At 47.7% G+C, this 24,869-nt stretch carries 17 protein-coding genes; 13 read left to right on the forward strand and 4 right to left on the reverse strand.

What is annotated here, in order from left to right; all coding sequences use genetic code 11:
* Position 1: 1 nt before the first annotated feature.
* Positions 2 to 1,075 carry a saccharopine dehydrogenase family protein gene (locus KE626_RS23430; protein ID WP_211975432.1) on the reverse strand — a complete coding sequence of 358 codons (1,074 nt, stop codon included), beginning with the start codon at positions 1,073 to 1,075 and terminating at the stop codon, positions 2 to 4.
* A 162-nt stretch (positions 1,076 to 1,237) separates the two neighbouring features.
* Here KE626_RS23430 and KE626_RS23435 point away from each other — a divergent pair, with 162 nt between their 5' ends.
* Positions 1,238 to 1,936, forward strand: a complete 699-nt coding sequence (locus KE626_RS23435) for a hypothetical protein (protein ID WP_211975433.1) — start codon at positions 1,238 to 1,240, stop codon at positions 1,934 to 1,936.
* 75 nt (positions 1,937 to 2,011) lie between these two features.
* Here the strand turns inward: KE626_RS23435 and KE626_RS23440 are convergent, their stop codons facing one another.
* Genes KE626_RS23440 through KE626_RS23450 form a run of 3 tightly spaced genes read right to left on the reverse strand, consistent with a single transcriptional unit; the run spans position 2,012 to position 4,918 of the window.
* Complete coding sequence (locus KE626_RS23440; protein WP_211975434.1) at positions 2,012 to 3,982, reverse strand: gamma-glutamyltransferase family protein; 1,971 nt, start codon at positions 3,980 to 3,982, stop codon at positions 2,012 to 2,014.
* A 9-nt stretch (positions 3,983 to 3,991) separates the two neighbouring features.
* Positions 3,992 to 4,480, reverse strand: a complete 489-nt coding sequence (locus KE626_RS23445) for a DinB family protein (RefSeq protein WP_211975435.1) — start codon at positions 4,478 to 4,480, stop codon at positions 3,992 to 3,994.
* 27 nt (positions 4,481 to 4,507) lie between these two features.
* On the reverse strand, positions 4,508 to 4,918 hold the full coding sequence (locus KE626_RS23450) for a Dabb family protein (protein ID WP_211975436.1): 411 nt from the start codon (positions 4,916 to 4,918) through the stop codon (positions 4,508 to 4,510).
* A gap of 249 nt (positions 4,919 to 5,167) precedes the next feature.
* On the opposite strand from KE626_RS23450, the gene KE626_RS23455 reads away from it, so the two are divergent.
* From KE626_RS23455 to KE626_RS23510, 12 genes are all read left to right on the forward strand, one after another.
* Positions 5,168 to 6,694: a sensor histidine kinase gene (locus tag KE626_RS23455; protein ID WP_249207647.1), complete on the forward strand. Its 1,527-nt coding sequence runs from the start codon at positions 5,168 to 5,170 to the stop codon at positions 6,692 to 6,694.
* Between the two features lie 4 nt (positions 6,695 to 6,698).
* Complete coding sequence (locus KE626_RS23460) at positions 6,699 to 7,886, forward strand: DUF4407 domain-containing protein (RefSeq protein ID WP_211975437.1); 1,188 nt, start codon at positions 6,699 to 6,701, stop codon at positions 7,884 to 7,886.
* Between the two features lie 33 nt (positions 7,887 to 7,919).
* Positions 7,920 to 8,621: a LytR/AlgR family response regulator transcription factor gene (locus KE626_RS23465; RefSeq protein ID WP_211975438.1), complete on the forward strand. Its 702-nt coding sequence runs from the start codon at positions 7,920 to 7,922 to the stop codon at positions 8,619 to 8,621.
* 277 nt (positions 8,622 to 8,898) lie between these two features.
* A complete protein-coding gene (locus KE626_RS23470; protein WP_211975439.1) occupies positions 8,899 to 9,489 on the forward strand; it encodes a TetR/AcrR family transcriptional regulator in 591 nt (196 codons plus the stop codon).
* Positions 9,490 to 9,527: 38 nt separating this feature from the next.
* Entirely contained in the window at positions 9,528 to 10,400 is an 873-nt protein-coding gene (locus KE626_RS23475) for an alpha/beta hydrolase (protein ID WP_211975440.1), read from the forward strand.
* A 78-nt stretch (positions 10,401 to 10,478) separates the two neighbouring features.
* Positions 10,479 to 11,069, forward strand: a complete 591-nt coding sequence (locus KE626_RS23480) for an RNA polymerase sigma-70 factor (RefSeq protein WP_211975441.1) — start codon at positions 10,479 to 10,481, stop codon at positions 11,067 to 11,069.
* A gap of 598 nt (positions 11,070 to 11,667) precedes the next feature.
* Positions 11,668 to 14,292, forward strand: a complete 2,625-nt coding sequence (locus KE626_RS23485) for a zinc-dependent metalloprotease (protein WP_211975442.1) — start codon at positions 11,668 to 11,670, stop codon at positions 14,290 to 14,292.
* Between the two features lie 16 nt (positions 14,293 to 14,308).
* Positions 14,309 to 17,680 (forward strand): SusC/RagA family TonB-linked outer membrane protein, encoded by a 3,372-nt coding sequence (locus tag KE626_RS23490; protein WP_211975443.1) that lies wholly within the window; start codon positions 14,309 to 14,311, stop codon positions 17,678 to 17,680.
* An 11-nt stretch (positions 17,681 to 17,691) separates the two neighbouring features.
* Complete coding sequence (locus tag KE626_RS23495; protein WP_211975444.1) at positions 17,692 to 19,026, forward strand: RagB/SusD family nutrient uptake outer membrane protein; 1,335 nt, start codon at positions 17,692 to 17,694, stop codon at positions 19,024 to 19,026.
* A gap of 134 nt (positions 19,027 to 19,160) precedes the next feature.
* On the forward strand, positions 19,161 to 20,123 hold the full coding sequence (locus tag KE626_RS23500) for a FecR family protein (RefSeq protein WP_211975445.1): 963 nt from the start codon (positions 19,161 to 19,163) through the stop codon (positions 20,121 to 20,123).
* A 38-nt stretch (positions 20,124 to 20,161) separates the two neighbouring features.
* Positions 20,162 to 23,497, forward strand: coding sequence for a TonB-dependent receptor (locus tag KE626_RS23505; RefSeq protein WP_211975446.1), 3,336 nt, complete (start codon positions 20,162 to 20,164; stop codon positions 23,495 to 23,497).
* Between the two features lie 11 nt (positions 23,498 to 23,508).
* Positions 23,509 to 24,867, forward strand: a complete 1,359-nt coding sequence (locus tag KE626_RS23510; protein ID WP_211975447.1) for a RagB/SusD family nutrient uptake outer membrane protein — start codon at positions 23,509 to 23,511, stop codon at positions 24,865 to 24,867.
* Positions 24,868 to 24,869: the final 2 nt, after the last annotated feature.

Here is a 24,869-nt window from a genome sequence, read left to right on the forward strand (position 1 = left end):
CCTAATGATGCGCTGCCGTAATAATTTCCCGCTCCACGCCCGGCAGTTCCATAACAAATGCAGCACCATAGGCAGTACCCGGTGTTTGATAACCCGGTTTCCACTGATCGTTAAAGATCTTTTGCGCTATCAGCAAACAGCTGTGCATGGTAACGGTATAACCATCCGGACAACTTAATTTTACGGTCGCTTTTCTCCCGGCGGTATTATATACCTGCCCCCATACCAGGCTGTAAGCCTCGCTGCGCATGGCGTCGGTAGGACCCGCCGGCCGCCGGTCAATTTTCTTTTTGATAAAATTCCGCATCAGCGGCGTACGCAACAACCAGTTGAATAAACCCTGTAATTTTAACAGGCGGTATATGTTGATGGAAATGGCCGTGTAAGAAGTGATATTAGGGATACGGGTACTGAAATAGGCGGTAGACACATCTCCCCATGGAATGCTCATCGTAAAAAGTTTTTTGGAGCCAAAGTCAATCCATCTGCCCTGATGCCCCAGCGGTGCATGGAGAATACGGCCTCCTCTTCTAACAGCACCGCCTTCACCCAGTTTATACGCCATCGACATCGCTGTACCATGTGAAACGCCGGCTCCCGATGCGGCAAATGCTAACTTCAGATCGCTGGCATCAGGCATCAATGTTTTTAATAACACCGCTATGCAATCCGTTGGCACCACATCAAAACCTGCTCCCGGTAACACCATAATACCAGCCTCTCTGGCGGCCTGGTCGTATTCCCGCAGCATTTCAAAAACGCCGATATCACCGTTGATATCCAGGTAATGGGCGCCAGCCTGTATACAGGCCTCTACCATAGGCCGGGCGGTTAAATGAAATGGACCGGCGGCGTGGATCACAAACTTTACTTCCTTTAATGCCTGTATAAGCGCAGTAGTGTCGTCCAGGGAAATTACCTTGTAAGGCAGTTCCAGCCTGTTCGACAGCTCCTTTAACGGAGCTTCTCTTCTGCCCGCAAGAATAGGTTGAAGATCATATTGCGCTGCATACCTGGCGATCAGTTCGCCGGTGTACCCGTTAGCGCCGTAAAGCAGGAAGGAGTTTTGTTGCATCCCGGAAAATACGAAGAAACCACGTGTAATGAACGGTTGGCTGAAATAAAGTATTTTCCGGAAGATGATAAGCAGGTACAGGCCTTTCTTTTCTGCAAATGAAATCCTATTTTGTATTAAACCTGTATACGCAATTATAAACCTGTAATTAAAACCCGCATTATGAAAATGCTATCTGTATGCTTTGCGCTGCTGCTTTCCTGCCTGGGAGTGCTGAAAGCGGAAGAATCACCTGTCGGCGCCTGGAAGTCAGTATCGGGAGATGTTACCTCCGTATTGCTGATCACGCCTACCTGGTTTACTGTTACCAATTACGAGGAGAAAAGTTTTATCGACAGCTATGGCGGCACCTGGAAGCAGGGCCGCGCCGGAGAAAGTAACATCACCATCTATTTCAATACAGCCAACCCTTCACAGGCGGGGCAAAACGCCAATGTACCGGTAACCATCGAAAATGGCCGCCTGGTAACCAGCAACCCCGGTGGTGGCAAACAGGAGTGGACCCGCATCGATGACGGCGCCGGCGCCCTCGCCGGTAACTGGCGCATCACCTCCCGGGAAACAGATGGTAAAATGAATCCTATTCCCTTAGGAGCACGGAGAACATTGAAAATCCTGACCGGCACCCGCTTTCAATGGGTCGCTATCAACGTTGACTCCGGCGAATTTTTTGGCTCCGGCGGCGGTACCTATACTTTTGAAAATGGTACCTACACGGAAAAAATCGAATTTTTCTCCCGTGATAACTCAAGAGTAGGCGCGGTACTTTCTTTTAAAGGCGCGGTTAACGGCAATGACTGGGATCACAGCGGACTTAGCTCCAAGGGCGATCCCATCCATGAAGTATGGAGCAAGGAATAAAAAAAGAATTAGGAATTAGGAATTACGGATAGTCAGGAAGATCTTCCCGATTATCCGTAATTCCTAATTCTTTCATCACCACCCTATGCCGTAATCCTCTCCATGATTACTGCTGCCACCCCATAAACTACCATGTGCCCGGTCTATAAAAATCGCATTTACAGGCCCGCTGGTACGATCGCCAAAGCTGAGATGGTAACCCATTTGCTCCAGCGCTTTGCGCGTTTTTTCACTGGTATTATTGTTCAGAAGAATGCTTCCCGGACGGGGTTCCCGGTCTTTAATAGTAGTGCCGCCCAGCGATAACCACAACTGGTTGGTATTAATGTTAGCCGCTTCAGTGGCCTGTTGTACCGTCATTCCGAACTCCACCACATCCAGGAAAAATTGTAACAGGTTCTGATCCTGGGTATCGCCACCCTGTACGCCGAAGCAAAGAAAAGGTTTACCTTCTTTCAGGGCAAGGGAGGGGGTAAGTGTCACCCGGGGCCTTTTACCCGGAGCAATTACATTGAACGGACACAGTGCCGAATCCAAAACAAAGCTTTGCGCGCGCTGGCTCATGCCTACACCGGTTTTACCGGCAATGCAGGCCGGCAGCCATCCTCCGCTGGGTGTAATAGATACTACCCATCCTTCTTTATCAGCCGCTTCCACGCTGGTGGTTCCTCTCCACAAACGGTCCATGTAGGCACTGTCTGTTGTATTGGAGGCATATATATGATCAGGGTCCGGGGCCGTCTGCAAAGAAGCCAGGTGTGTTTGTTCTGCAGCGTGTTCGCGGAAAGTAGTGGCATCGTGTTTCGGCACAAATCCTCCGGGCTTACGGCCGCTGGTAGTATCTGTCAATAGCCCGCGCTCTTTTAGTAAATGGAGGTACGGATTTGTTTTCCCTATATAAGGATACGGATCACCGGGACCGGCGCCGGCATCGTTTTGTGCCGTATTGATCTGTTGTGCCCTGGCTTTTGCATAGTCCTTATTCAGCAATCCCTTTATAGCCGGATTGGTATTAAAGGCGGGATCTCCATAATAGAAATCACGGTCGGCAAAAGTGAGGTTCATCGTTTGATACAGCGTATGGATGTATTCGGTGGAATTATATCCCATCGCCTTCAGGTCAAAATTTTCAAGGATATTAAGACTTTGCAGCAGCATTGGCCCCTGCGTCCATTCCTGGAGCTTATATACTTCTATGCCTTTATAATTTATATGCAGTGGCTCTTCTTCTACGGGTTTCCACCTGGCCAGGTCTTCCAGGGTAATTAATCCACCCTGTTCCTGGCAGCCACGTACAAATTCCCGGGCAATATCACCTTTGTAAAAACGGTCGTAAGCGGCCATAATTGCCTCTTTACGGCTCTTGTGCTTACGGAGTGCGTCTTGCTCTGCTTCCACCATTTTCGTGAGCGTGGCCAGCAGGTCTTTCTGCACAAAAATTTCACCCGCTTCCGGCGCTTCTCTTTTTTGGCCGGGATGTGTCAGGAAAACAGCCTTACTGTAAGGCCATTCTTTAATATATTTTTTGCCGCGTTCAATGCTGTTGGCGGTTTGTGCTTCTATCGGGTAACCGGCGGCCATTTCCATGGCCGGGGCCAGCACTTCCTTTAAAGAAAGCGTGCCATATGCTGCCAGCATGTAACAAAGCCCTCCGGCGGTACCAGGTGTTACGGCCGCCAGCGGCCCATATTCCGGTGGGAAATCATATCCTTTGCCTTTGTAAAAGGCAGGCGTGGCGCCGGTGGGCGCTACACCCAATGCGTTGATGGCAATTACTTTCCCGTTCTTCGGATTATAAATAAGGGCCTGCGTTTCACCGCCCCAACTCAGTACATCCCACATGGTACAGGTGGCTGCCAGCATAGCACAGGCGGCATCTACGGCATTGCCTCCCTTCTGGAAGGTCATGGCGCCTGCCGTAGCCGCCAGCGGTTTGCCGGTAACGGCCATCCAGTTTTTGCCGTGCAGCGGCGGCTTCTGCGTTTGCTGAGCCTGTGTGCCGGAAAAAGCACCCGATAATAAGGCGAGGATAAGTAAGCGTTTCATACAACTAATTTAAAGCATTATTTTAACCGTCGCGAGTAGCTGACCTGTATGCCGCATGGTATGCTCGGCTGCATGGAATAGTAGTCCCAGCACGGTAGAAGGCAGTTGCTTCCTGCCTACTCCCCGGAATTCAGTGAGGGTCGCTTCCGGGGTAATGGATAATTGCAGCAGTGCCTGGTGTACCTGTGCATTGAAGCGGTCGAGTAACCCGGGAAGCGTGTCTGTCGGTTTTCCTTCGTTGCCCAGGTAGGCCAGCTGTTCCGCCGTCAGCGCTTCCGCGCGGGCATAAGTCAGCAACCGGTCCAGCACCCCGCTGATATGCTGCAGGTGAAAGCCCGGCGAAGCCACGTTGGCAGGTCTTTCCCATAAACGCGCTTCCGGAAAATCCTGCATCAGGTCATTTACTTCCAGGTTAGCCTGCAACAAAGCATGGGCAACCGGCTGCAGTAACGGGGGGATATTGTCTACCGGCCCGCTCATCCAATATTCAGTGGCCATTGTCTCTTCCTTTGAGTACCGGTGTTATTATACTTCTACGGCATCGTATACAATCACCTTTTCCCACAGATGTCCGCAGTTTTTAATAAACTCCAGGTGGATAGGGTGAGTCTGATAAGTAGCCTGTCCTGCCAGGTCACTGAAAAACATCAGTTCTGACACTGCCCAGCTGTTATCCACTACATCCCGTTTTTCGGTACTCGCTGTCACGCCTACACGTAACTCACGAACGGTTTCAATTTTGGAGAGGGTTTTCACACCGGCTATCAGCTTGTCGCGGTCTTCTTTAGAATCCGGGTTCTTCAGCCAGAAGAAAACATGATGTACAATCGGGTATTTCTTATCCATATTTGTTGTGGGGATTGCTGCTGCAGCTGCTGTACCGGCGGCAAGCGCTGCTGCGGTTCCTAAAAATTTTCGTCTGTTTGAAGTGCTCATATGGGCCAGTTAAGGCGATGAAAATAATAAAGATCTGCGATTTATTATAATAATGCCTGTCAGGTGCACACTTATCTGTTGGTCTGCTAATGGCTATCCCCCTGGCAACGGCTCATTCCCTGAATTGTGACAAACGGCAGCGGCAAATAGACTTTTTTCCTTTATTTCATACCGGATTCAGGTAGTTTCATCCCATTTTGTGCCTGCAAAAAGCGGCAAATGCTATTATTGCTGTAAATATTGCTCCCTATGAATCAATTTAAGAAGATTGAATTCGGCATCGTAACAAGCATTTTTATATTGCTTTTGTTTTCAGTACTGTATCCCAGTTTGATCTATAATGTGTTTGAACTGCAGGATATTTACGGAACAAAGTTCGCCCAATATAACCAGGTGTTCGACTACTACATCCATTACCTGCTCCCGGTAATGGGGCAGATGGCGTTGGTATACGTGACGTTCCTGTTGGTAAATTTTATCATCGTACCTAAATTTCTTGAAAGGGAACGATGGGTAATCGGGGTGCTGATGTTACTGCCGTTGGGTGTATTATATTTCTTAATCACCATTGTATGTAATTCCTGGTATAATGGCTACCTGTTAGGGGTATACGATACGGTGCGCGGAGCACATATGCATTTTACCAAATCGGCTTTCATCACTACGGTGTTTTCCACAATTATGTATGTGGTGTATTATTATGCACGGAAGGTTTTTTTCCAGGAACTCTATTCCCGCTTCAACGCTGATATGGCTTTCCGGCAAATGATGATTGAGATTTTATGGGCTTCCGGGCTGTTTGTGGTGTTGTTCTGTTTGTCGTTCAGCGACTCCAGGGATATGGCGCTGATGATCTTTTACTTTGGCCCTTCGCAGATCGCGGTATTTTTCCTGCTGCGTTACAAAGTGTTTCCGGATTTTGTGGATACGCATCAGAATAAGGGTTTATTAATACGCGACCTGGCCATTACGATATTGAGCTGCAACGTATTGATGGCGCTGATCTCCAGGGCATTGGTACACCGGAATGGCGGATGGATCGCTGCATTGACATTAAGCGGTATTGCCGTGTCAGTTGGACTGGTATTGCCTGCCTGCTGGTTCCTGTTCCGGTCCCGCAAAAAGCACCAGCAAACGGTGGTCACCCTGAAAAAAGCATTGGGACGTTCTGCTGCCGACCTGGACTTTTTACGTTCCCAGATCAATCCGCATTTTTTGTTTAACGCGCTCAACACGCTTTACGGTACTGCTTTGCAGGAAGAAGCGGCCCGCACCAGTGAAGGTATCCAGAAGCTGGGCGATATGATGCGTTTTATGCTGCACGACAATCACCAGGAAAAGATACCGCTCGACAAGGAAGTGGCCTACCTGCAAAATTATATTGCCCTGCAACGGCTGCGCGTATTATCATCTCCTGATATCCTTATAGAAGTAAATGTAGACGAAAGCCAGTGCCAGCATGAAATAGCGCCGATGTTGCTGATCCCTTTTGTGGAAAATGCCTTTAAACACGGTATCAGTTTACGGCATCGTTCACGTATCGTGATTTCGCTGAGCTGTACTGCGGAACAGATCTTTTTTGATGTATATAACAGCGTGCATCCACGGCCGGAAAATGATCCGGAGCGTGAAGGAATGGGCATTGGACTGAATAATGTAAAAGAAAGACTGGCCTTATTATATCCACGCCGCCATGAGCTGAGCATCCGCCAAACGGCAACAGAATTTTTTGTCCACCTGACTATTGATGTTAATAAAATTGATATTAATAAATAAGAAGATGAAGAAAGAAGAAGAGATGACGACCACTGCGCCCGATGGCATGACCAGGTTTCTATGGTGGCTTTCTGCGGCAGATGCAGATATATTAAAAGATTGCAAAACAGAAAAAGAACGTTACCGTATTATTGGTATATCCGTACTCGTTACCTGGATGTTTGCCACGCTGGCATGGGGATATTTCTTCTCCACTATTGTTAACGATGATATGGTGGTAGCCGGTCTGGCATTGTTTTTCGGCTTTGCTATTTTATCGGTCGACCGTACCCTTATTGCCGCCATGTCGCGCGGCAATGGCGGCATAAAGGTAATGCCGGTTATTTTTCGTTTAGTCCTGGCCGTTACCATAGGATTGTTTATTTCGCAGCCGGTGGTATTAATGTTATTTAAGAAAGACATTGATGCACAACTGGAGCTGAGTAAACAAACCAAGCTCGATGCCTACCGTGAACAACTGGTGAAGCTCAATGCAGCTCAGAAAGCTGCCCTGCAGCAGTCCATGGATGAGGGCAAGTTGTTGTTGTCGCGGAAAGAAGCAGAACTGAAAGTGTATAAAGACAACTACATCAAAGAAACAGATGGTACGGGAGGCTCGGGCAGAATAGGGGAGTCGGCCATTGCCAAAGTGAAAAAGTTGGCCTGGTTGAAATCGGAAGAAGAGCTGCAGGCTATGCAGCGAACCTGGGAGCCGCAGCAGCAACAGCTGCAGGCACAGATGGCCAAAATGCATAGTGTGGATAGTTTGAAAGAAACCGTTTATCTCAGTACACTCACCAACGGTTTCCTGGCGCAGGTGGAAGCATTACACGAATTAACAGAAACCCATCCGCCGGTAAAGCAACGTTACCGGCTTATTGTTTTTATTATTACCCTCATAGAAGTAATGCCGTTGCTCAGTAAAATCCTGATGCCAAAAGGAGAATACGAAGAAAAACTGGCTGCAGCCACCGCCCAGGGCGTAGCGTCCGCACAACTGGAAACCGATGCCGGTAAGGCATTGCAGGAGCACTATCAGGCTGCTGCACTCCAGGCTGATAAGGAAACAGTGGATCATCTCTTTGCCGCTACCGGCGACATCCGCAAAGAGCAGGCGGATGCCCTGGTAAAAGAATGGCGTAACCGCGAACATAGCCAGTACCAGCATCTCTGGCAACAGGCAAAAAAATTGTTACTGGGTAAAATTATGTAAATCCCTATCTTGCTTACAGGTAAAAATAGCCATATGAAGCTGACTGCTATTGCAATAGATGACGAACCGGTGGCGCTGGCTGTTATAAAAAATCACGCCGCCATGGTACCCTTTCTGGAAATGAAAGGCTTTTTCACCAACGCATTCGATGCCATCGATTTTTTAAGCAAAGAAAAAGTAGACCTCCTTTTCCTGGATATCAAAATGCCCGATATCTCCGGGCTGGATTTTTTGTCCAGTCTCCCTTACCCGCCCATGACGGTTTTTACCACCGCCTATTCAGAACATGCCGTGAAAAGTTTTGAACTGGATGCTATTGACTACCTGCTGAAACCCTTTTCACTCATCCGTTTTATGAAGGCGTGTAATAAAGCCAATAACCTGTTACAGCTGAAGCAGAACGGTACGCCGGTCAGCAAAGAACAACCGGACTACATTTTTGTAAAAAGCGGGTATGAACAATTTCGTATTGTGCTGGAAGACATCCTTTACCTGGAAAGCGCGGGCAATTATGTGAACTTCATTCTCACCGACCGCAAACTCATTTCCCGCCTGTCTATGCAGGAGGTGGTAGATCTGCTTCCTATTGCGTTATTCACCCGGGTACACCGTTCCTACATCGTTGCCAATAACAAAATAGAACGTGCAGACCGGAACGCCCTCTACATCAAGAATATTCCCATTCCTATTGGCGCGGCGTATGCGCCCGCGATTGAGCGTATCCTTAATTTATAACAGGTAGTTTCTTTGCTTGGGATTTTTTTTGCTCAGGATTAGACTGATTTTGAAGATTTAGAGGATTTTTTTACTTTTTTGATTTTTAAAAGATTTTATGAGATATAAACAAAATCCGCCTCCGTCTTCCAAAATCTTTAAAATCAAATTATAATCACAAAAAAAATCCTCTAAATCTTCAAAATCAGTCTAATCTTGGGCAAAAAAAATCCCGGGCAAAGAAACTCCCATAAGTTTTTTTGTCAAATTGGACCAATTGGTCTAATTTGGACCAACAATGGGGAAAGCGGAAAAAACACGACAGTTCATCATAGAAAAGGCGGCGCCTATTTTCAACAGGAAGGGGGTGGCCGGTACTTCTATCAGTGATATCCTGAAAGCCACGCGGCTGGCTAAGGGCGGCGTGTATGGCAATTTTTCCTCCAAAGAAGAAATTGTGATGGAAGTGTTTGACTATATCGCCGGCGAAGAGAAGTTACAGTTAAGAAAGGTGACTGCTACTGCCAACACTTCGGCGGGCAAGTTCGAAGCCCTCTTTGAATATTACAGCACTTTCCCAAAAAATCAACGGGTAGCCGGTGGCTGTCCCATGCTTAATTTCGGGGTAGAAGCCGACGATACTAACCCCGGGCTGAAAAAGAAAGTGAGCGAATTGGTGCTGTATTATGAATCCCGCATCGCCAAAATGGTACAGTATGGGAAAGATAACGGCGAGTTTAAACCCGAATGGGATGAAAAAAAATTTGCCGTGAAAATGTTTACCATGCTGGAAGGAGCCATCCTGGTAAGTAGTGTGCTGGGACATAATAAACAGATGCTCGTGGTATTGGACGCTTTAAGAGAAGAAATGAAACATCACTCGCTGTGATTTTTTTATTGCTAAAAAATAAACCAATCGGTCTAAAAATGCAACACCAGGTTTTACCATTGTCGCTGCGTATGGCAGGTGCGGTATTATCCGCCATGAGCCGCCCGTTTCCGGGAGCTACCGCCAGGTTATTTTACCGCCTGTACTGTACGCCGCCAGGGCTCAAACTGCGGCCAACGCACGAGCAGCTGCGCGATCAGGCAGTGCTGCAATCGCTGGAGGTAAGCAGCTATCCTTTTGATAACAGGCCTTTAAAAGTTACCACCTATCGCTGGGGCGCCGTCGGTCCCAAAGTATTATTGCTGCACGGCTGGGGTGGTAGTCCTTTCCATTTCAAACAGCTCATCGCCACCTTGTTGGAAAATGGCTACCAGGTAATCGCTTACGATGCGCCCGCCCACGGGTTATCTGATGGCAAACGCACCAACCTGGTGCAATGGATGCATGTACTGGAACAGGTAATTCAACAAGAGGGAGAGTTACATGCCATTGTCGGACACTCCTTCGGTGCACTCAGCGCCGCACTGACGCTGTCGCGCAAGGAAGTAACCGTACCCAAACTGGTACTGCTGGGCGCCGCCTTAAGCGCCCCTGTATTCTTCGATGAAACCCTGCGTCTCTTCCGCATCCATCCTACCGTGATGCCTAAAGTACACGCACTGATCCGTCAACGGCTGCGGGAAGACCTCACCGAAATGGACATGCATCGCTACATCAACGGCATCAAAGCCAATAATATATGGATCGCCTACGATACCACCGATACACTGGCCAAATCCACAGAAATAGATGAATACCTGCAGTTGTACCCGTCCATACAATCGCTCCGCATCACGGGCGACGGCCATTTCAGGATCATGCGCGATGCGGCTGTACTGACAGGTATGGTTCGCTTCCTGTCTGCCTCCTGACATAAAATAAAAGTGCATACGTACCAAATCCGGGTTGTTTGCCTTATCTTGTGGGCTTCCCGTTAATTCGCTGGTGATATGCATGGTATGACAGACAAAGAACTGGTTGTCCTGGTGCATTCGCAACCCTTGGAGGCGTTCCGGCTCATATACCAGAGGTATTGGGATCCGCTTTTTAATATCGCCTTTAAGAGACTGCAGGATGCCGAGGAAGCCCGTGATATGGTACAGGAAGTGTTTGTAACCGTGTGGGATCAGCGTGCACTGCTACAGCCGCGGGAATCACTGTTGCCCTACCTGCAGGTAATACTGCGTAACCGCATCTTTAATTTGTATGCCCGCAACGAAGTAAAGCTCCGCTACATCGTAGAAGCGCAATGGCAGGCTACTTTCACCCACAATAATGCTCCCCAGCAACTGACCCTCAAAGAGCTGCAGCATATTGTCGACGATGCCATTGCCCAGTTGCCCCCACGCATGCAGGAAATATTTCTGCTCAACCGGGAAGAACAACTGTCACCAGCCGAAATCGCCGAACACCTGTCCCTCTCCGTTCAAACCGTAAAAAACCAATTACACAGGGCCACTGAAAAAATGCGAGAACATCTCCGTGGCAAAGTAGATCCAACGCTGCTTGTTATCGTCATTTCCATACTCACCGGGAAGTAGCGAACCAGCTGTTAGCTATTAGCTTTTAGCTTTTAGGCAAATGCAGCGGACTTTTTCTTGCCCAGGATTAACTGTGATTATGATGATTACAGGATTTTTCCTTTGATGATTTAAAAAGATTAGCGAAGACAGTAGCGAGTATCCGCTTTTGTCTTCGCTAATCTTTTTAAATCAAAAATAAAATCTATAAAAATAAAATCCTGTAAATCATCAAAATCAGTTTAATCCTGGTAAAGACAAAATCCGCTCATCAGGATAATCATAATAATCACACTAATCAAAGTCCTTTTTTCTATAAATACTTTTCAATAGCTTTGCACCCTCGTGGTTAAGAAAATGTTAAACGCGCGACAACAAAATGCTTGTGAAGATTTTACCTGTGTCTGTATTTATTTAAAAAAACTACACAAACTCTTTGTAGCAACTTATCATCATCCTTTGTAGCCCGGCCCTTGCTGGGCTTAACTATTGGGGTTGTACCCCACAGGCATTTCTATGCGGTTACCTCCCGCAAAAGATGGCAGTTATCACCAGCAGTGGTCAGGATACACCGTTGCCCTGTATATAATATTGTATACATCACAATAATACTCCAACTATGCACGCAAGTTACAGGAAACTGTTATGGCTACTCCCATGCCTGGCCCTTTCGGCACAATGTCTTTTAACCCTTGATGCTTCGGCGCAAAAGAAAAAAGGCGGCTGGCTGTTCGGAAAAAAAACACCCGCGGCAGCAGTAGATACTGCCGCTAAAAAGAAACCCGATACCAAAGGACTTAAACCTTATAAAGAGGTGATTACCGCTGATGCGGTTTCTGCTAACGGCCTGTTTAAAGTACATCGCGTAAAAACGGAATACTATTTTGAAATCCCCCTGAAACTGCTGGGCCGCCAGCTCCTGGTGGTCAACAAACTCTCCAAAGTACCGGAACCGCTCAACGATGCCGGTGTGAATAAAGGAATGAACTACGCTAATATGGTCATTTCCTTTGAGCGCGATACCACGCTCAATAAAATCTTCCTCCGCAAACAAAATCCTTTCCTGGAAGTACCTGCCAACAACGCCATCGCCCAATCTGTCGCGGATAATTTCATCCCTTCTGTGATCGACTATTTTAAAATAGAAACCTATAATGCAGATACAACAGCGTTTGTAATCAACGTATCCAAAATTTTTGATGGCTCCAATAATAGTATCAACAACGTATTTGATGCACTCGGAATGGGCAGCTCTCCTATCAAGGACCTTTCCCGTATCCGCGCCATCAAATCTTTTGAAGATAATATTGTCGCTAAATCCGAACTCACCGCAAAAATCACCGGCGTGGAAGTGTCTATTGAAACCACTACCAACATGGTACTGCTAAGTGAACATCCGATGACGCCCCGCTTCGCCGACAGGAGAGTAGGCCTCTTCACCACACCACGCTGGTATTTCAGTGATGAACAGCATAAGCTGGAGCAAAGAGACCTGATCACCCGCTGGCGTCTTGAACCCAAACCGGAAGATATGCAGCGCTACCGCAATGGGGAACTGGTGGAACCGCAAAAGCCCATCGTTTATTATATAGATGCCAGTACACCGGCAAAATGGCGCCCTTATATCAAGGCAGGGATTGAAGACTGGCAGAAAGCCTTTGAAGCTGCCGGCTTCAAAAATGCCATTATTGCGAAAGATGCTCCCGTCAACGATGCCGATTTTGATGCAGACGATGCCCGCTACTCTGTGGTAACCTATGCTGCTTCTGCCAAAGCCAATGCCATGGGCCCCTCTGTAACAGATCCCCGCTCCGGTGAAATACTGGAAGCAGACATCATCTGGTGGCACAATGTTATGAGCACCCTGCATTCCTGGGTACGCATCCAAACCGGCGCCATTGATCCGCGCGCCCGCACCAACCATTTCAGCGATTCCCTGATGGGACACGCTATCCGCTTTGTTTCCAGTCATGAAGTAGGTCATACCCTCGGACTGCAACATAACATGGGCAGCTCCTTTGCTTTTGATGTCGACTCGCTGCGCTCCCCGGCATTTACTGCGCGCATGGGAGGAACCGCACCATCCATCATGGACTATGCCCGCTTTAACTATGTAGCACAACCCGGCGACAATGTCACACAGATCACTCCGGCTATCGGCGTATACGACAAATTCGCCATCGGCTGGGCCTATCGCTATACCGGCGCTAAAACACCGCACGAAGAGCTGCCTGCGCTGAACCAACAGCTACGCGCACACGAAAATGACCGCCTGTACGCTTTCGGCGAACAACAGGATATACGCGATGCCATTGATCCCCGTTCCCAGATAGAAGACCTCGGCAACGATGCGGTAAAAGCCAGCAGGTACGGACTGCTGAACCTGAAACGCATTGTTCCGCAGATTCTCAGCTGGACCCGCGAAGAAGGTGATAACTACGACGAAGCTGGTAAAATGCTGAACAGCGCCATCGGCCAGTGGAATCAATACGCTTATCACGTACTGGCCAATGTGGGTGGTATCTACATAACGCCTACGGTATATGGTCAGCAACAAAATACCTACCAGCACGTGGAAAAGAAAAAACAACAGGATGCTGTGCATTACCTGGTGGCAGAAGTCTTTAACACCCCGGCCTGGTTATTCAGAAATGATATTTACACCAAAAGCTATCCTATCAAGGAAAGCCCCATTGGCAATATCGAATACGGTGCGTTAGTATATGCGAAAAGCCTGCAGTCATACCTGTATTACGACCTCCTCCGCGATGAACGCCTGTCCCGGATGCTGGAAAATGAAGCGGCCAACGGTAAAACAGCATACACCGTTTCAGACCTCATGACCGATATGCACAATGGCATTTTTGCAAAAACATTGCGGGGGCAGGCACTGGATATCTATGAGCGCAACAGTCAGAAAGGCTTTGTGGATGCACTGATTGTAAGCATCGACAAATCAGTGGTACGTACCGAAGTGAAGAAATTACAACCGGAACAACAGCCGGCAGCGATGGAAAATTTCTGCACGTTTGCTTCCCAGCCACCATTGCAGGAAGATCGCGCTTCCCGTAATATGATGTACTTCGCCGTAAATCGTGTATCCGATGCCGTAAGCGCCAAACGCGGTGAACTGAGCCGGTTGCTGCAACTGCTTCACAGCAAAAAGAATAATGCCGACCGTGCTACCGCAGATCATTACAATGATCTTATTATCCGTATCAACCAGGCTTTAAATAACAAATAATCTATCATCTGTTTACATGAAAAAAAATTCAGTTTTACTACAGACACTATGTTTGGTACTGGCCGTTTGTATTTCCCCTTGGTGGGCGCAGGCACAAAACAGTCCGCGTATTATCAAAGGTAAAGTGGTGGACGCAGTGTCAGGAGAAGCGCTGATAGGCGTTTCCATCTATGCCAGCAGCAAAACCATCGGCACCACTACCGCTACAGATAATATTATAGAAAACATCAGCATTGGCGCTATCACCAACGAAAAAGGAGAGTTTTCCCTAAACCTCCCGGATTCACTGAAGGTGAAACAACTCACAGTGAATTATATGGGATATGAAACGCGGCTGGTAAACATCACCGGCAGTAACAACTATCATATTACATTGGCCACTTCGGGTAAAAACCTGAATGAATTTGTATTCACAGGTTACCAGCATATCCGGAAGAACAGGTCCACCGGTGCGGTCGACAAAATTGCCATGGATAAAATTGACATTGGCGGTGTGATGAGCGTAGAGCAGATGCTGCAGGGGCAATTGTCCGGTGTAGCCGTGACGGCCCTTTCCGGCGCTCCCGGCCAGGCTGCGAAGATCCGTATCCGTGGTACTGCTTCTTTACAGGGTACCCAGGATCCCTTGTGGGTAATTGACGGTTTACCGGTAGAAGGAACCAACCTCCCAAAACTCGAAGATGCCAAAGCCATTGATCAGCTGTATACTTCTTCTATTGCCGGCTACAGTCCTGCCGATATTGAAAGTATCACTGTACTGAAAGATGCCGCAGCTACCGCTATTTACGGCGCCCGCGCTGCTAATGGCGTTATCGTTATTACTACAAGGTCAGGCAAAAAGAATGAACGCTTATCGGTGAACTACCGTAACAACTTTACATTTACGCAGCAGCCTAACCTGGATCGACTGAACCTGATGAACAGCGACCAGAAGGTAAACCTGGAACTGGATCTGTTCACCTCCGACTTTACCTATCTGCCGGACAACGGCGAAGTATATCGTATTCTTCATAAATATGGCGTGACACCGGAAGAGTTGACCAGCAAAGGGTTTGATGGCATCAGTGCCGCCGCACGGAATGAAATAAATGCATTGAGAGGAATTAACACCAATTGGAACGACCGGCTGTTCCGCAGTGCTTTCACGCAGGAGCACAGCGTGAGCATATCCGGAGGCAGTGATAAAGCATCCTATTATTTCAGCGGTGGTTATTACGATGAAAAAGGCGCCACCATTGGTACCGGTGCGCAACGGTACAACATTACCTTTAAAACAGATTATGACCTGTCCGACAAATTGAAATTCTCTGCAGGTATTTTCGCAAATCAACGCACACAATCTTCTTTCCTGACCAACAGCTCCGGCAACACCAACCCTGTGAAATATTCCAGGCTGGCTAATCCTTATACCCCCGCTACAGATGCAAACGGGAATTATGTATACGACAGGAACATTATTGGAGATGAAAGCATACTTGATTTTAACGTGCTCGAGGAACGTGCCAATACCAGCAACAACATCAAAACACAGGCTGTCAATACCAGCTTTAAACTGGACTATGAGGTGATTCCTCGTTTGCACATCAGCTCTCAGCTGGGCATACAGTCAGAAAATACTTCTTCTGAGCAGATAGCGCTGGAGAACAGCTACTATATCAGGCAGCTGGCGGATATCCGCCAACGCTTTGACCCTGCTACCGGCGAAAAAACAACCTATCTGCCCAAAGGTGGTATGATTAATAACGGTGAACAGAGAATGCAGCAATATACCCTGAAAACATTAGCGGAATATAGTTTCAGCATCAACAAAAAACATGAGTTCAATGTAATGGGTGGTAATGAGCTAAGACGGATAAAAGATAGACTCAACACTACCGTAGGCTATGGATATGACCCCAAAACATTGGGCACACTACCGCCAAAATATCTTAGCGAAAGCGAAATAGAAGCGTTGTATAAAGACAGGCACCAGTTCATTGAGAATGCATTTGTATCTTTCTTTGGTACCGGCAGCTATACCTATAATAATCGCTATACGGTGGGCGGAAGTATCCGTTTCGATGGTTCAGACCTGTTTGGAGTGGATCCAAAATATAAATACCTGCCCCTGTGGTCTGTAAGTGGCCTCTGGCGCGTAATGGAAGAACCATTTATGAAAAATGTACGCTTCCTGGATATGTTGAATGTACGTGCATCCTATGGTTTGCAGGGTAACATCGACAAAAATACCTCACCCTTTGTAGTCGGCAGATACATTAATGCATCTATTCTGCCGGGTAACACTTCCCGGATGATCCTGGTGGAAGCGCCACCCAATGCGAAACTGAGATGGGAGAAGACCATCAATAAAAATATTGGTATCGATTTCGCCGTGTTGAAAAACAGGGTGAATGTAACAGTGGATTATTACGACCGTCATGGTAAAGACCTGATCAATGTGCTGGCCCTGCCCCTGGAAACCGGCTTCCAGACCATGAATGTAAACTGGGCCGAAATGCGCAACAGGGGAGTGGAGGTAAGTATTAACACCCGCAATATCACCCGCAAGGATTTCCGCTGGTCTACCGACTTCAATTTCTCCTACAACAAGAATACCGTTTTACGGGAAACCCTGCCCGACAACGCTTACTTCCCTTCCAGGGAAGGTAGTTCGGTAGGAACCATTTGGGGGCTGCCATATGCCGGAATTAACCAGCAGGGTATGATCATGGTGAATTATCAGGGTAAGACAGAAACACTGTCTGAGCTGTTGCAATTACAGGACGATTTTGCCGGTGATCCCGACCTGGGAGGATTGTTCCCTTACACCAGTCTTACAAATGCCCAGATGCGCAGCTTATTCAGCAATATGGGCTCCGGTGATCCGCTGTATACCGGCGGTTTGAATAACAACTTTACCTATAAAAGATTTGACCTGTCAATCGGTTTAATGTTCAATCTGGGTCAGAAGGTAAAGGTGGAACCTCCTTATAGCCCCAATCTGTACAACCGCGGCACCAATAGCAGTACAGCTATACTGGATCGCTGGACAGTGGCGAATCCCAATGGCAAATACCCGGCATTGTTCGGAAATACCGCTGCTACCAACCCGGATCTGAAACTCATGGGACATTGGCTGCAGGATAATATGTACCAGTACAATTCCCTGGGCTTATGGATCAGGGACGCCGGTTATGTAAGGGTACGCAATATTACAGTAGGCTACCGTTTGCCGGAAGAAGTAGGCAACAAAATCCGGATGAAAGGATTAAAGATTACCGCGGAAGCCAGGAATCCATTCGTGTTTGCAAAAAACTACGAAGGCTACCTGGACCCGGAAACCATGGGAAATATCTACGCACAGCCTATTCCTAAAACATTCACCATCGGCCTTAATGCCTCATTCTAAAATACAGCAACATGCGTAAAATTATATATGCCACCGGCCTGGTATTAACAATGGCAACGATGTCATCCTGTAAAAAATATCTCGACATTGTACCGGTAGGAAAGGTGGTTCCTACCACTGTGGAGGATTTCACCCAGGAACTGGATATCGCTTATTTAACTACAGACCTTGATAAAGGACTGGCCGGCTACCGTGGAGATGAAATCACTGTAAACGAAACCCGCAGCAGGGATGTAGACCTGATCCTCAATAACTTCCTGTGGGATGAAAATGGTCCTGCCAAATCACTCACTTATGGATGGAGGAATAAGTACCAGCAACTTTTTTATGCCAATCATATTATTGAAGCAGCACCCGCTGCCACAGGAGGCAGCAGTGCCCAAAAGGCCCAGTTGCTGGGAGAAGCTTATCTGATGCGCGCCTATGTGCATTTCAACCTGGTAAATCTCTATGGCAATGCCTACAACGAAGCTACCGCCGCCACCGATAAGGCAGTGCCGGTAATTACGGAAGTGGATATGGAAAAGGTAGCCCGCAGAAATACGGTGAAAGAAGTATACACCCAGGTACTGGCCGACCTGGAACAGGGATTATCACTGGTAAACGTGGATGCTTTTGAAACTGCACAATCCTATAAATTCAGCAAGACTGCCGGTATGGCTATGGCTGCACGTATTTATTTATATACGCATCAGTGGGAAAAAGCATTAAATGCCGCCAAGGCCGTGCTGGAAAAAAAGAATACGCTGGCAGACTTCAACACAAGCAATACCTTGCCCACCCTGTATAACTCTATTGAGACCATACAGGCCTTTGAGCAGAATTTTAATGCGGTGCTGGTGCAAACCGCTTATGTGTCCGACAAACTCTTTTCTATGTACAATACCACGGGCGATTTACGCCTGAAAATATTTTACGGAAAAGACAGCAAAGGTAAAAATACGGTCGCCAAAACCAACTTTGGCAACAACTACCGGCAGTCTTTCCGCGTGGCGGAAATGTACCTCATCGCCGCAGAAGCCGCCGCACAGCTGAACCAGCCCGAGGTAGCCCGTAACTACATCGACCAGCTAACACAACGCCGCCATACGCCGGCATTCCATGCCACAGAGCAAATCCGCCTGGCTACGCTGTCCGGCAAAGACCTGCTGCAGGAAATATATGATGAGAGATTCCGTGAGCTGTCTTTCGAAGGCCACCGCTGGTTTGATTTACGCAGAACTTCACAGCCGGAGATCGTTCATACGCTGAAAGGGAAAAGCGTTACCCTGAAGGCCAACGATCCCCGCTACACCATACGGATTCCTATGGATGCCGTTGCGAACAACCCGTTGTTAAACGAATAAGGTTTTTTCGCATCCTGTTTTAAGAGGCGAGCCAGCTTTAGCTGGTTCGCCTCTTATTTTTTGCCTGAAATTTTTTTTTATAACCACTGGTACGATCGGGTTAGCTCCCTGTACTTATCCGTCAACCAACCACTATGCTCAATCACCGGTATATCCGTTTTTTGCTGCAAAAGCAGCTACAGGAAGGCCTCAGCGAGGAAGAGGAAATGTTTTTACAGCAATGGTACCAAAGCATGGATACCATGCCGGCAGAAATGCCGCCGGCGCAACAACGGGCTGCCATGAAAGAAGAAGGCTGGCAACAACTGGCGGCAATATACCAGCAACCCGCACCGGTAAAGCATATCCGCCGCTGGCAACGAGCAGTATGGCCCGCCGCTGCCGCGGTACTGCTGTTGATCGGCCTGAAATTCTTCTGGCCTAAACCGGTAGTCCCGAAGCCTGCTGCCTGGGTGTCGCTGGCATGCCCCGTGGGGCAACGCCTGAAAATGGTGCTGCCGGATGGCTCCGCAGTATGGCTCAATAGCGGATCCAGTGTGCAATACAACCCCGACTTTGTGCATCACCGCGAATTCAGGGTCCGCGATGGAGAAGTATTTTTTGATGTAGCCAAAGATGCTGCCCACCCCTTTATAGTAAATACAAAGAACCTGGCCATAAAAGTATTAGGTACTTCGTTTAACGTAGCCGCCTACACGAAACTGACCCGCGAAAAAGTAACCGTAACCACCGGTAACGTACAGGTGCTCGATCAGCAACAATGTAACATAATACTGGGCGCAGGCCAGGAAATAGTATACAATAGCGGCAAAACCACTTTCTCCACACAAATGGTGGATGCTGCACAGTCCAACAGCTGGCGTAACGGCGACATATACCTCACGAACGTAACCCTGGAAGAACTGGCCCTGAAACTGGAGAATATCTATGGCTACGAAATCATATTCACCAATAGTAAAATGAAACAGTGTATCAACAGCCTTCATTTTAACGAAAAAGAACCTGTCACCAAGGTACTTGACCTGTTAAAACTGATCGATAAGATTACCTATACCATTCAAAACCGAAAAATTACTATCAGCGGCCAGCCTTGCTGATAACGGCGACTTAATATTCATATCAAATACCATCTATTATGAACAATGGATTTCTACCAACCAACATCTACCGGCAAAAATGGGTGAAAATAATGCTGCTCTGCGGACTGCTATGTTCGGCCGCCCAGCTGCAAACATATGCCCAGTCATATTTGCAGAAACAAACCACCATTAATTTCAGCTACGAAACAATTGCTTCCTGCCTGAAAAAGCTGCAGATAAAAAGCGCTGTCAATATCTCTTATAATGAAAGTGATGTAAAAAAATATTCTGTCAACACACTCACCTTCACAGACGCAGGCATCACCACCATCCTGGACCAGCTGCTGAAAAATACCGACCTGCAATACCGTACCATGAATGATGGTATTGTTATTTTCCTGAAAGCCGACGTCGCCGCCAACGCCGCCATGCGAACCATTTCCGGAACGGTGAACAATGCAAAGGAAAAAGTACCGGTGCCCGGCGCGTCCATATTGGTAAAGGGTACCACCCGCGGTGCTGCTACCAACGAAAATGGTGAGTTTACCATCAAAGTACCCGCTGATAAAAATATCCTCGTAGTGTCTGCTGTCGGCATGCTGTCACGCGAGCTGGTGATCACTGGTGAAACAATGGACGTGCAGTTGTCTGAAGACGCCAGAACGCTGGGAAGCATAGTGGTAGTGGGGTATGGGCAGGTGAATAAAAAAGACCTCACCGGTTCCGTATCCTCCATAAAAACAGACGACCTGAAAAAAATGAACAGCACCTCCTTCGATGCTGCCCTGGCAGGGCGTACAGCCGGTGTGAACGCGGTGAAAGCTACCGGCGCTCCCGGTGCTGTAGCATCTATCCGTATCCGTGGTGGTACCTCCGTTTATGGTAACAACGAACCCCTCTACGTTATTGATGGCGTACCTGTGGAAATAGGCAACGGGCAGGGAAACGCACAATACGCAAATGATGTTTACAGGCAAATATCTCCGCTGGCCAGCATCAACCCTGAAGATATTGAAAGCATGGACATCCTGAAAGATGCCTCTGCCGCCGCTATCTACGGCTCCCGCGCGGCTAACGGGGTGGTAATCATCACTACCAAAAGAGGCCGCTCCGGCCCCAAGGCAGATATCTCTGTTGGTTACACCGCATCAGCGGAGAATTTCGCTAAAAAATATACCATGCTCAATGGGCCGGAATTCCTGCAGGTAATGCAAACAGCATACAAGAACGCCGGCAAGCCAACGCCAAAGGATTCTGTGCTGTATCCCGGCGCCAGCACTGATTGGCAGCACCTGCTTACCCGCACGGCAATGACCAACAACGTATACCTGAATATCAACGGCGGCTCCAATAACGGTAACACCCTGTACTCCGTTTCCGGTAGTGTTACCGACCAGGCAGGTGTTATCAGGAACAGCGGCTTTAAACGCTATAACCTGAGAAGCCGGCTGGAAACCACGCTGTTCGACCGTTTACGCCTCGGTACCAACATGAACTATTCCATCATGGAAACTACTTCCGGCAATACTTACTATAACGTAGTCCGTTATCGTCCGGATATTCCGGCGTATGACAGCCTGGGAAGATATGGTACTACTCCCGACAGCTCACAGGCCAACCCGGTGGCACAGCTAAGCCGTACCAACCGCGAGCGGAGCCAGAACATGATGATGTCATTTTTTGCAGAAGTGGAAGTATTGAAAGGATTAAGATGGCGGTCTGACCTCTCTTACAATATTATAAAGGGAGACATGTTAAACTATACCCCTTCCTCTGATGTATTCGAAATACGGAACAGCCGTACAGGCTCCAGGGAAGATTATACCAACAACAGCAGCTCCCGCATTTTTGATAATACCCTGTCTTACCTGAAAAGCGTCGGCAGCCATAATCTGAATGCCGTAGCGGGGATGTCGTTCCAGCAAAGCAAGAGCGATTTCACCAATATCAAGTCCAATAACTTTTCAGACGATGAGTCGCTGAATCACCTCGGTGGCGCCAGCATTCTCAATACCTGGTCCAGTGGTGGCACCATCAGCGGGTTACAATCCTATTTCCTCCGCGCCAACTATAATTTCGCCGGTAAATATTATTTCACCTTTACAGGCCGCGCGGATGAATCAACTAAATTTTCACCTGGCAACCGCTGGGCATTCTTCCCGTCTGCAGCACTGGCCTATCGCTTGTCAGAAGCCGGATTTATGAAACCCGTTTCCTGGCTGGAAGATCTTAAGCTGCGTGTATCATTGGGAAAAACCGGCAGCGCCAATTTTTCTGACTTCCAGTACACGACCTTGTTCACCTCGGGTAGCTTTTATGCCCGGAAAAATGGCATGATCGTTAATGATGTACCCAACCCCGATATCCGCTGGGAATCTACCAATCAGCTCGATGCCGCGATGGATTTTTCCATGTTTAAAAGCAAATTGAGAGGTACGATCGGCTATTTCAGGAAGTTTACCCGCGATATGATCCTGTACCGCAGTATCACCATGGAAACCGGTGCACGCCAGCAGTATTACAACGTAGGCGATTTCTCTAACCGTGGCTGGGAAGTACAGGTAGGAAGTGATGTGATCCGTCGCAAAAACTTCAACTATATCACCGATGTAAATATTACCCGTATCCGCAGCCGTGTGGAAAAACTCAATGGTGGTTTTGACCTGAACGGTGTATTGGTGGAAGGACAAAGCATGGGTTACTTCGAAGGATACAAAACAGCCGGTATTTTCCAGTCTCAGCAGGAAATTGACGACCTCAATAAAACAGCACCGGAAGGCTTTTACCAGTCGGCTAAAACCGCTCCCGGCGATCTTAAATTTGTGGATGTAAATGGCGACGGACGCATCACTGATGCCGACCGTGGTATCATCGGTAAATCAGAGCCTGATTTTTATGGCGGCTGGAACAATATCGTCAGGATTGGTAAATGGGAAATCACCGCATTCTTCAATTTCAGCATCGGTAATTCCCTGTATAATAACGGACGTAAATCTGTTATGCTGTTTACCAGCAATACTGCCAACTATGCGCGCGACATACTAACCAACTCCTGGTCTGCTTCCAACAAGGGCGCCGGTTTGCCCCGCCTCGTGAACGGCGATCCTAATGAAAATGGACGTGATTCAGATTTCTTCATCGAAAAAGCAGGGTTCTTTAAACTTAAAAATTTACAGATCGCTTACCTCTTTAATACCCCGGCATTGAATCGTGTGCGCATTAGCAATATCCGTGTATTCGTGACCGGTGGTAACCTGCTCACGTTTACACCGTATAAAGGACTGGACCCGGAAGTGAACACTGCTCCCGCCAGCAATTTCACGCAGGGGTATGATTCTAATATCTATCCGCTGACCCGCTCATTTACCGCAGGTATTAACGTTAATCTGTAAACGAAAAGATCATGAAACATTATATTATAGCTACTATTGTCACCTCTTTTTTATTTGCTTCCTGTAAGCTGGTAAATGTTACCGACGTATCGCCGGTGAACCAGCTGGAAGATGCCAACGCCATCACCTCTGTAGAAAAAGCACAAAGCGCCTTGTATGGCGCCTACGGTATCCTGAATGGCAACACGCTCGCATTTAACTATTATATGCCTGCCGCCGCCTGCCTCATGGGATTAACCATGGATCCCGTACAGGACGGTTTTGGTTATGCCGATAATAACCCGGCCACCAGCCATTACTGGCTGGAAAACATGTATTCCGGCGGCTATAAAATGATCAATATGAGCAATCATATTATCAGCAAAACATCCGTTCTGAGCGGTGATGATCCCCGTAAGAAAAGAATCATCGGCGAAGCCAAATATCTGCGCGCCATGAGCTATTTCTACCTGCTGCGTTTATTCGGGGAGTTTTATGATACCACCTCTAATTATGGAATGGTACTGCGACTCGATCCGGTAAAGGATGCGGAAGTATTTCCCCGCTCTGGTGTGAGGGCTACCTATGACGTGATCAACAAAGACCTGGATGAAGCCATCCTGGAAACAAATGATTTTACCAGCACCTTTTATGCATCAAAAATTGCTGCGAGAGCATTGAAATCAAAAGTGTTACTCTATCAGCAAAGGTATGCGGAAGCCGCTGCCATGGCTAAACAGGTAGCAACGAGCGGTCAGCGTAACCTGGAAGATACTTTTAAAACCATCTTCTCTAAAAAAATAAGAGATACCAGGGAAGTAATTTTCCAGACACCTTTTGATGCCGGTACCAATATCAACAACAAGTGCTATGCGTTCAATGCCTGGTTCGCTCCCTCTGGCTACTACATGAACTTTATGAAAGGTGATGCGCGCGAATCAATGGCCATCAGGGTAACTGGAACGCGCATACGAAATGGTAAATTTATCGCAGGTCAGGTGGATGGCGCGCCTTCTAACTCCGATACCGAATATTTTATCCGTCTCGCTGAAATTTACCTGGTACAGGCGGAAGCCATTGTAAGAAGCGGCGGCTCGCTGGCAGAAGCCAGGGAAGCGTTGAATATAGTAAGAAAACGTGCGCTGATGCCGGATATCACCATCGACGATAAAGCCGGTTTGCTGAACGCCATCCGGGAAGAGAAGATCCGCGAACTCGGTGCAGAAAGCGGGGAAGAGTGGTACGACCTGGTAAGATATGCCAGCAAAGGAGAGCTGGATATAAAAACATTTAAACCGGATTTTATGGGCAGGCAACGGTATATTTTGCCGATCCCGTTAAAATCAATACAGGCCTCCGGTAAAATAGTAGAACAGAATCCTGGATATTAATA

Origin of the sequence: Chitinophaga hostae (genome assembly GCF_018224885.1) — a bacterium.
Lineage (GTDB): Bacteria > Bacteroidota > Bacteroidia > Chitinophagales > Chitinophagaceae > Chitinophaga > Chitinophaga hostae.

Bases quoted from the DNA above. Each gene is read 5' to 3' on its own strand.
- KE626_RS23430 (WP_211975432.1), bottom strand. From the start codon at position 1,075: ATGCAACAAAACTCCTTCCTGCTTTACGGCGCTAACGGGTACACCGGC.
- KE626_RS23435 (WP_211975433.1), top strand. From the start codon at position 1,238: ATGAAAATGCTATCTGTATGCTTTGCGCTGCTGCTTTCCTGCCTGGGA.
- KE626_RS23440 (WP_211975434.1), bottom strand. From the start codon at position 3,982: ATGAAACGCTTACTTATCCTCGCCTTATTATCGGGTGCTTTTTCCGGC.
- KE626_RS23445 (WP_211975435.1), bottom strand. From the start codon at position 4,480: ATGGCCACTGAATATTGGATGAGCGGGCCGGTAGACAATATCCCCCCG.
- KE626_RS23450 (WP_211975436.1), bottom strand. From the start codon at position 4,918: ATGAGCACTTCAAACAGACGAAAATTTTTAGGAACCGCAGCAGCGCTT.
- KE626_RS23455 (WP_249207647.1), top strand. From the start codon at position 5,168: ATGAATCAATTTAAGAAGATTGAATTCGGCATCGTAACAAGCATTTTT.
- KE626_RS23460 (WP_211975437.1), top strand. From the start codon at position 6,699: ATGAAGAAAGAAGAAGAGATGACGACCACTGCGCCCGATGGCATGACC.
- KE626_RS23465 (WP_211975438.1), top strand. From the start codon at position 7,920: ATGAAGCTGACTGCTATTGCAATAGATGACGAACCGGTGGCGCTGGCT.
- KE626_RS23470 (WP_211975439.1), top strand. From the start codon at position 8,899: ATGGGGAAAGCGGAAAAAACACGACAGTTCATCATAGAAAAGGCGGCG.
- KE626_RS23475 (WP_211975440.1), top strand. From the start codon at position 9,528: ATGCAACACCAGGTTTTACCATTGTCGCTGCGTATGGCAGGTGCGGTA.
- KE626_RS23480 (WP_211975441.1), top strand. From the start codon at position 10,479: ATGCATGGTATGACAGACAAAGAACTGGTTGTCCTGGTGCATTCGCAA.
- KE626_RS23485 (WP_211975442.1), top strand. From the start codon at position 11,668: ATGCACGCAAGTTACAGGAAACTGTTATGGCTACTCCCATGCCTGGCC.
- KE626_RS23490 (WP_211975443.1), top strand. From the start codon at position 14,309: ATGAAAAAAAATTCAGTTTTACTACAGACACTATGTTTGGTACTGGCC.
- KE626_RS23495 (WP_211975444.1), top strand. From the start codon at position 17,692: ATGCGTAAAATTATATATGCCACCGGCCTGGTATTAACAATGGCAACG.
- KE626_RS23500 (WP_211975445.1), top strand. From the start codon at position 19,161: ATGCTCAATCACCGGTATATCCGTTTTTTGCTGCAAAAGCAGCTACAG.
- KE626_RS23505 (WP_211975446.1), top strand. From the start codon at position 20,162: ATGAACAATGGATTTCTACCAACCAACATCTACCGGCAAAAATGGGTG.
- KE626_RS23510 (WP_211975447.1), top strand. From the start codon at position 23,509: ATGAAACATTATATTATAGCTACTATTGTCACCTCTTTTTTATTTGCT.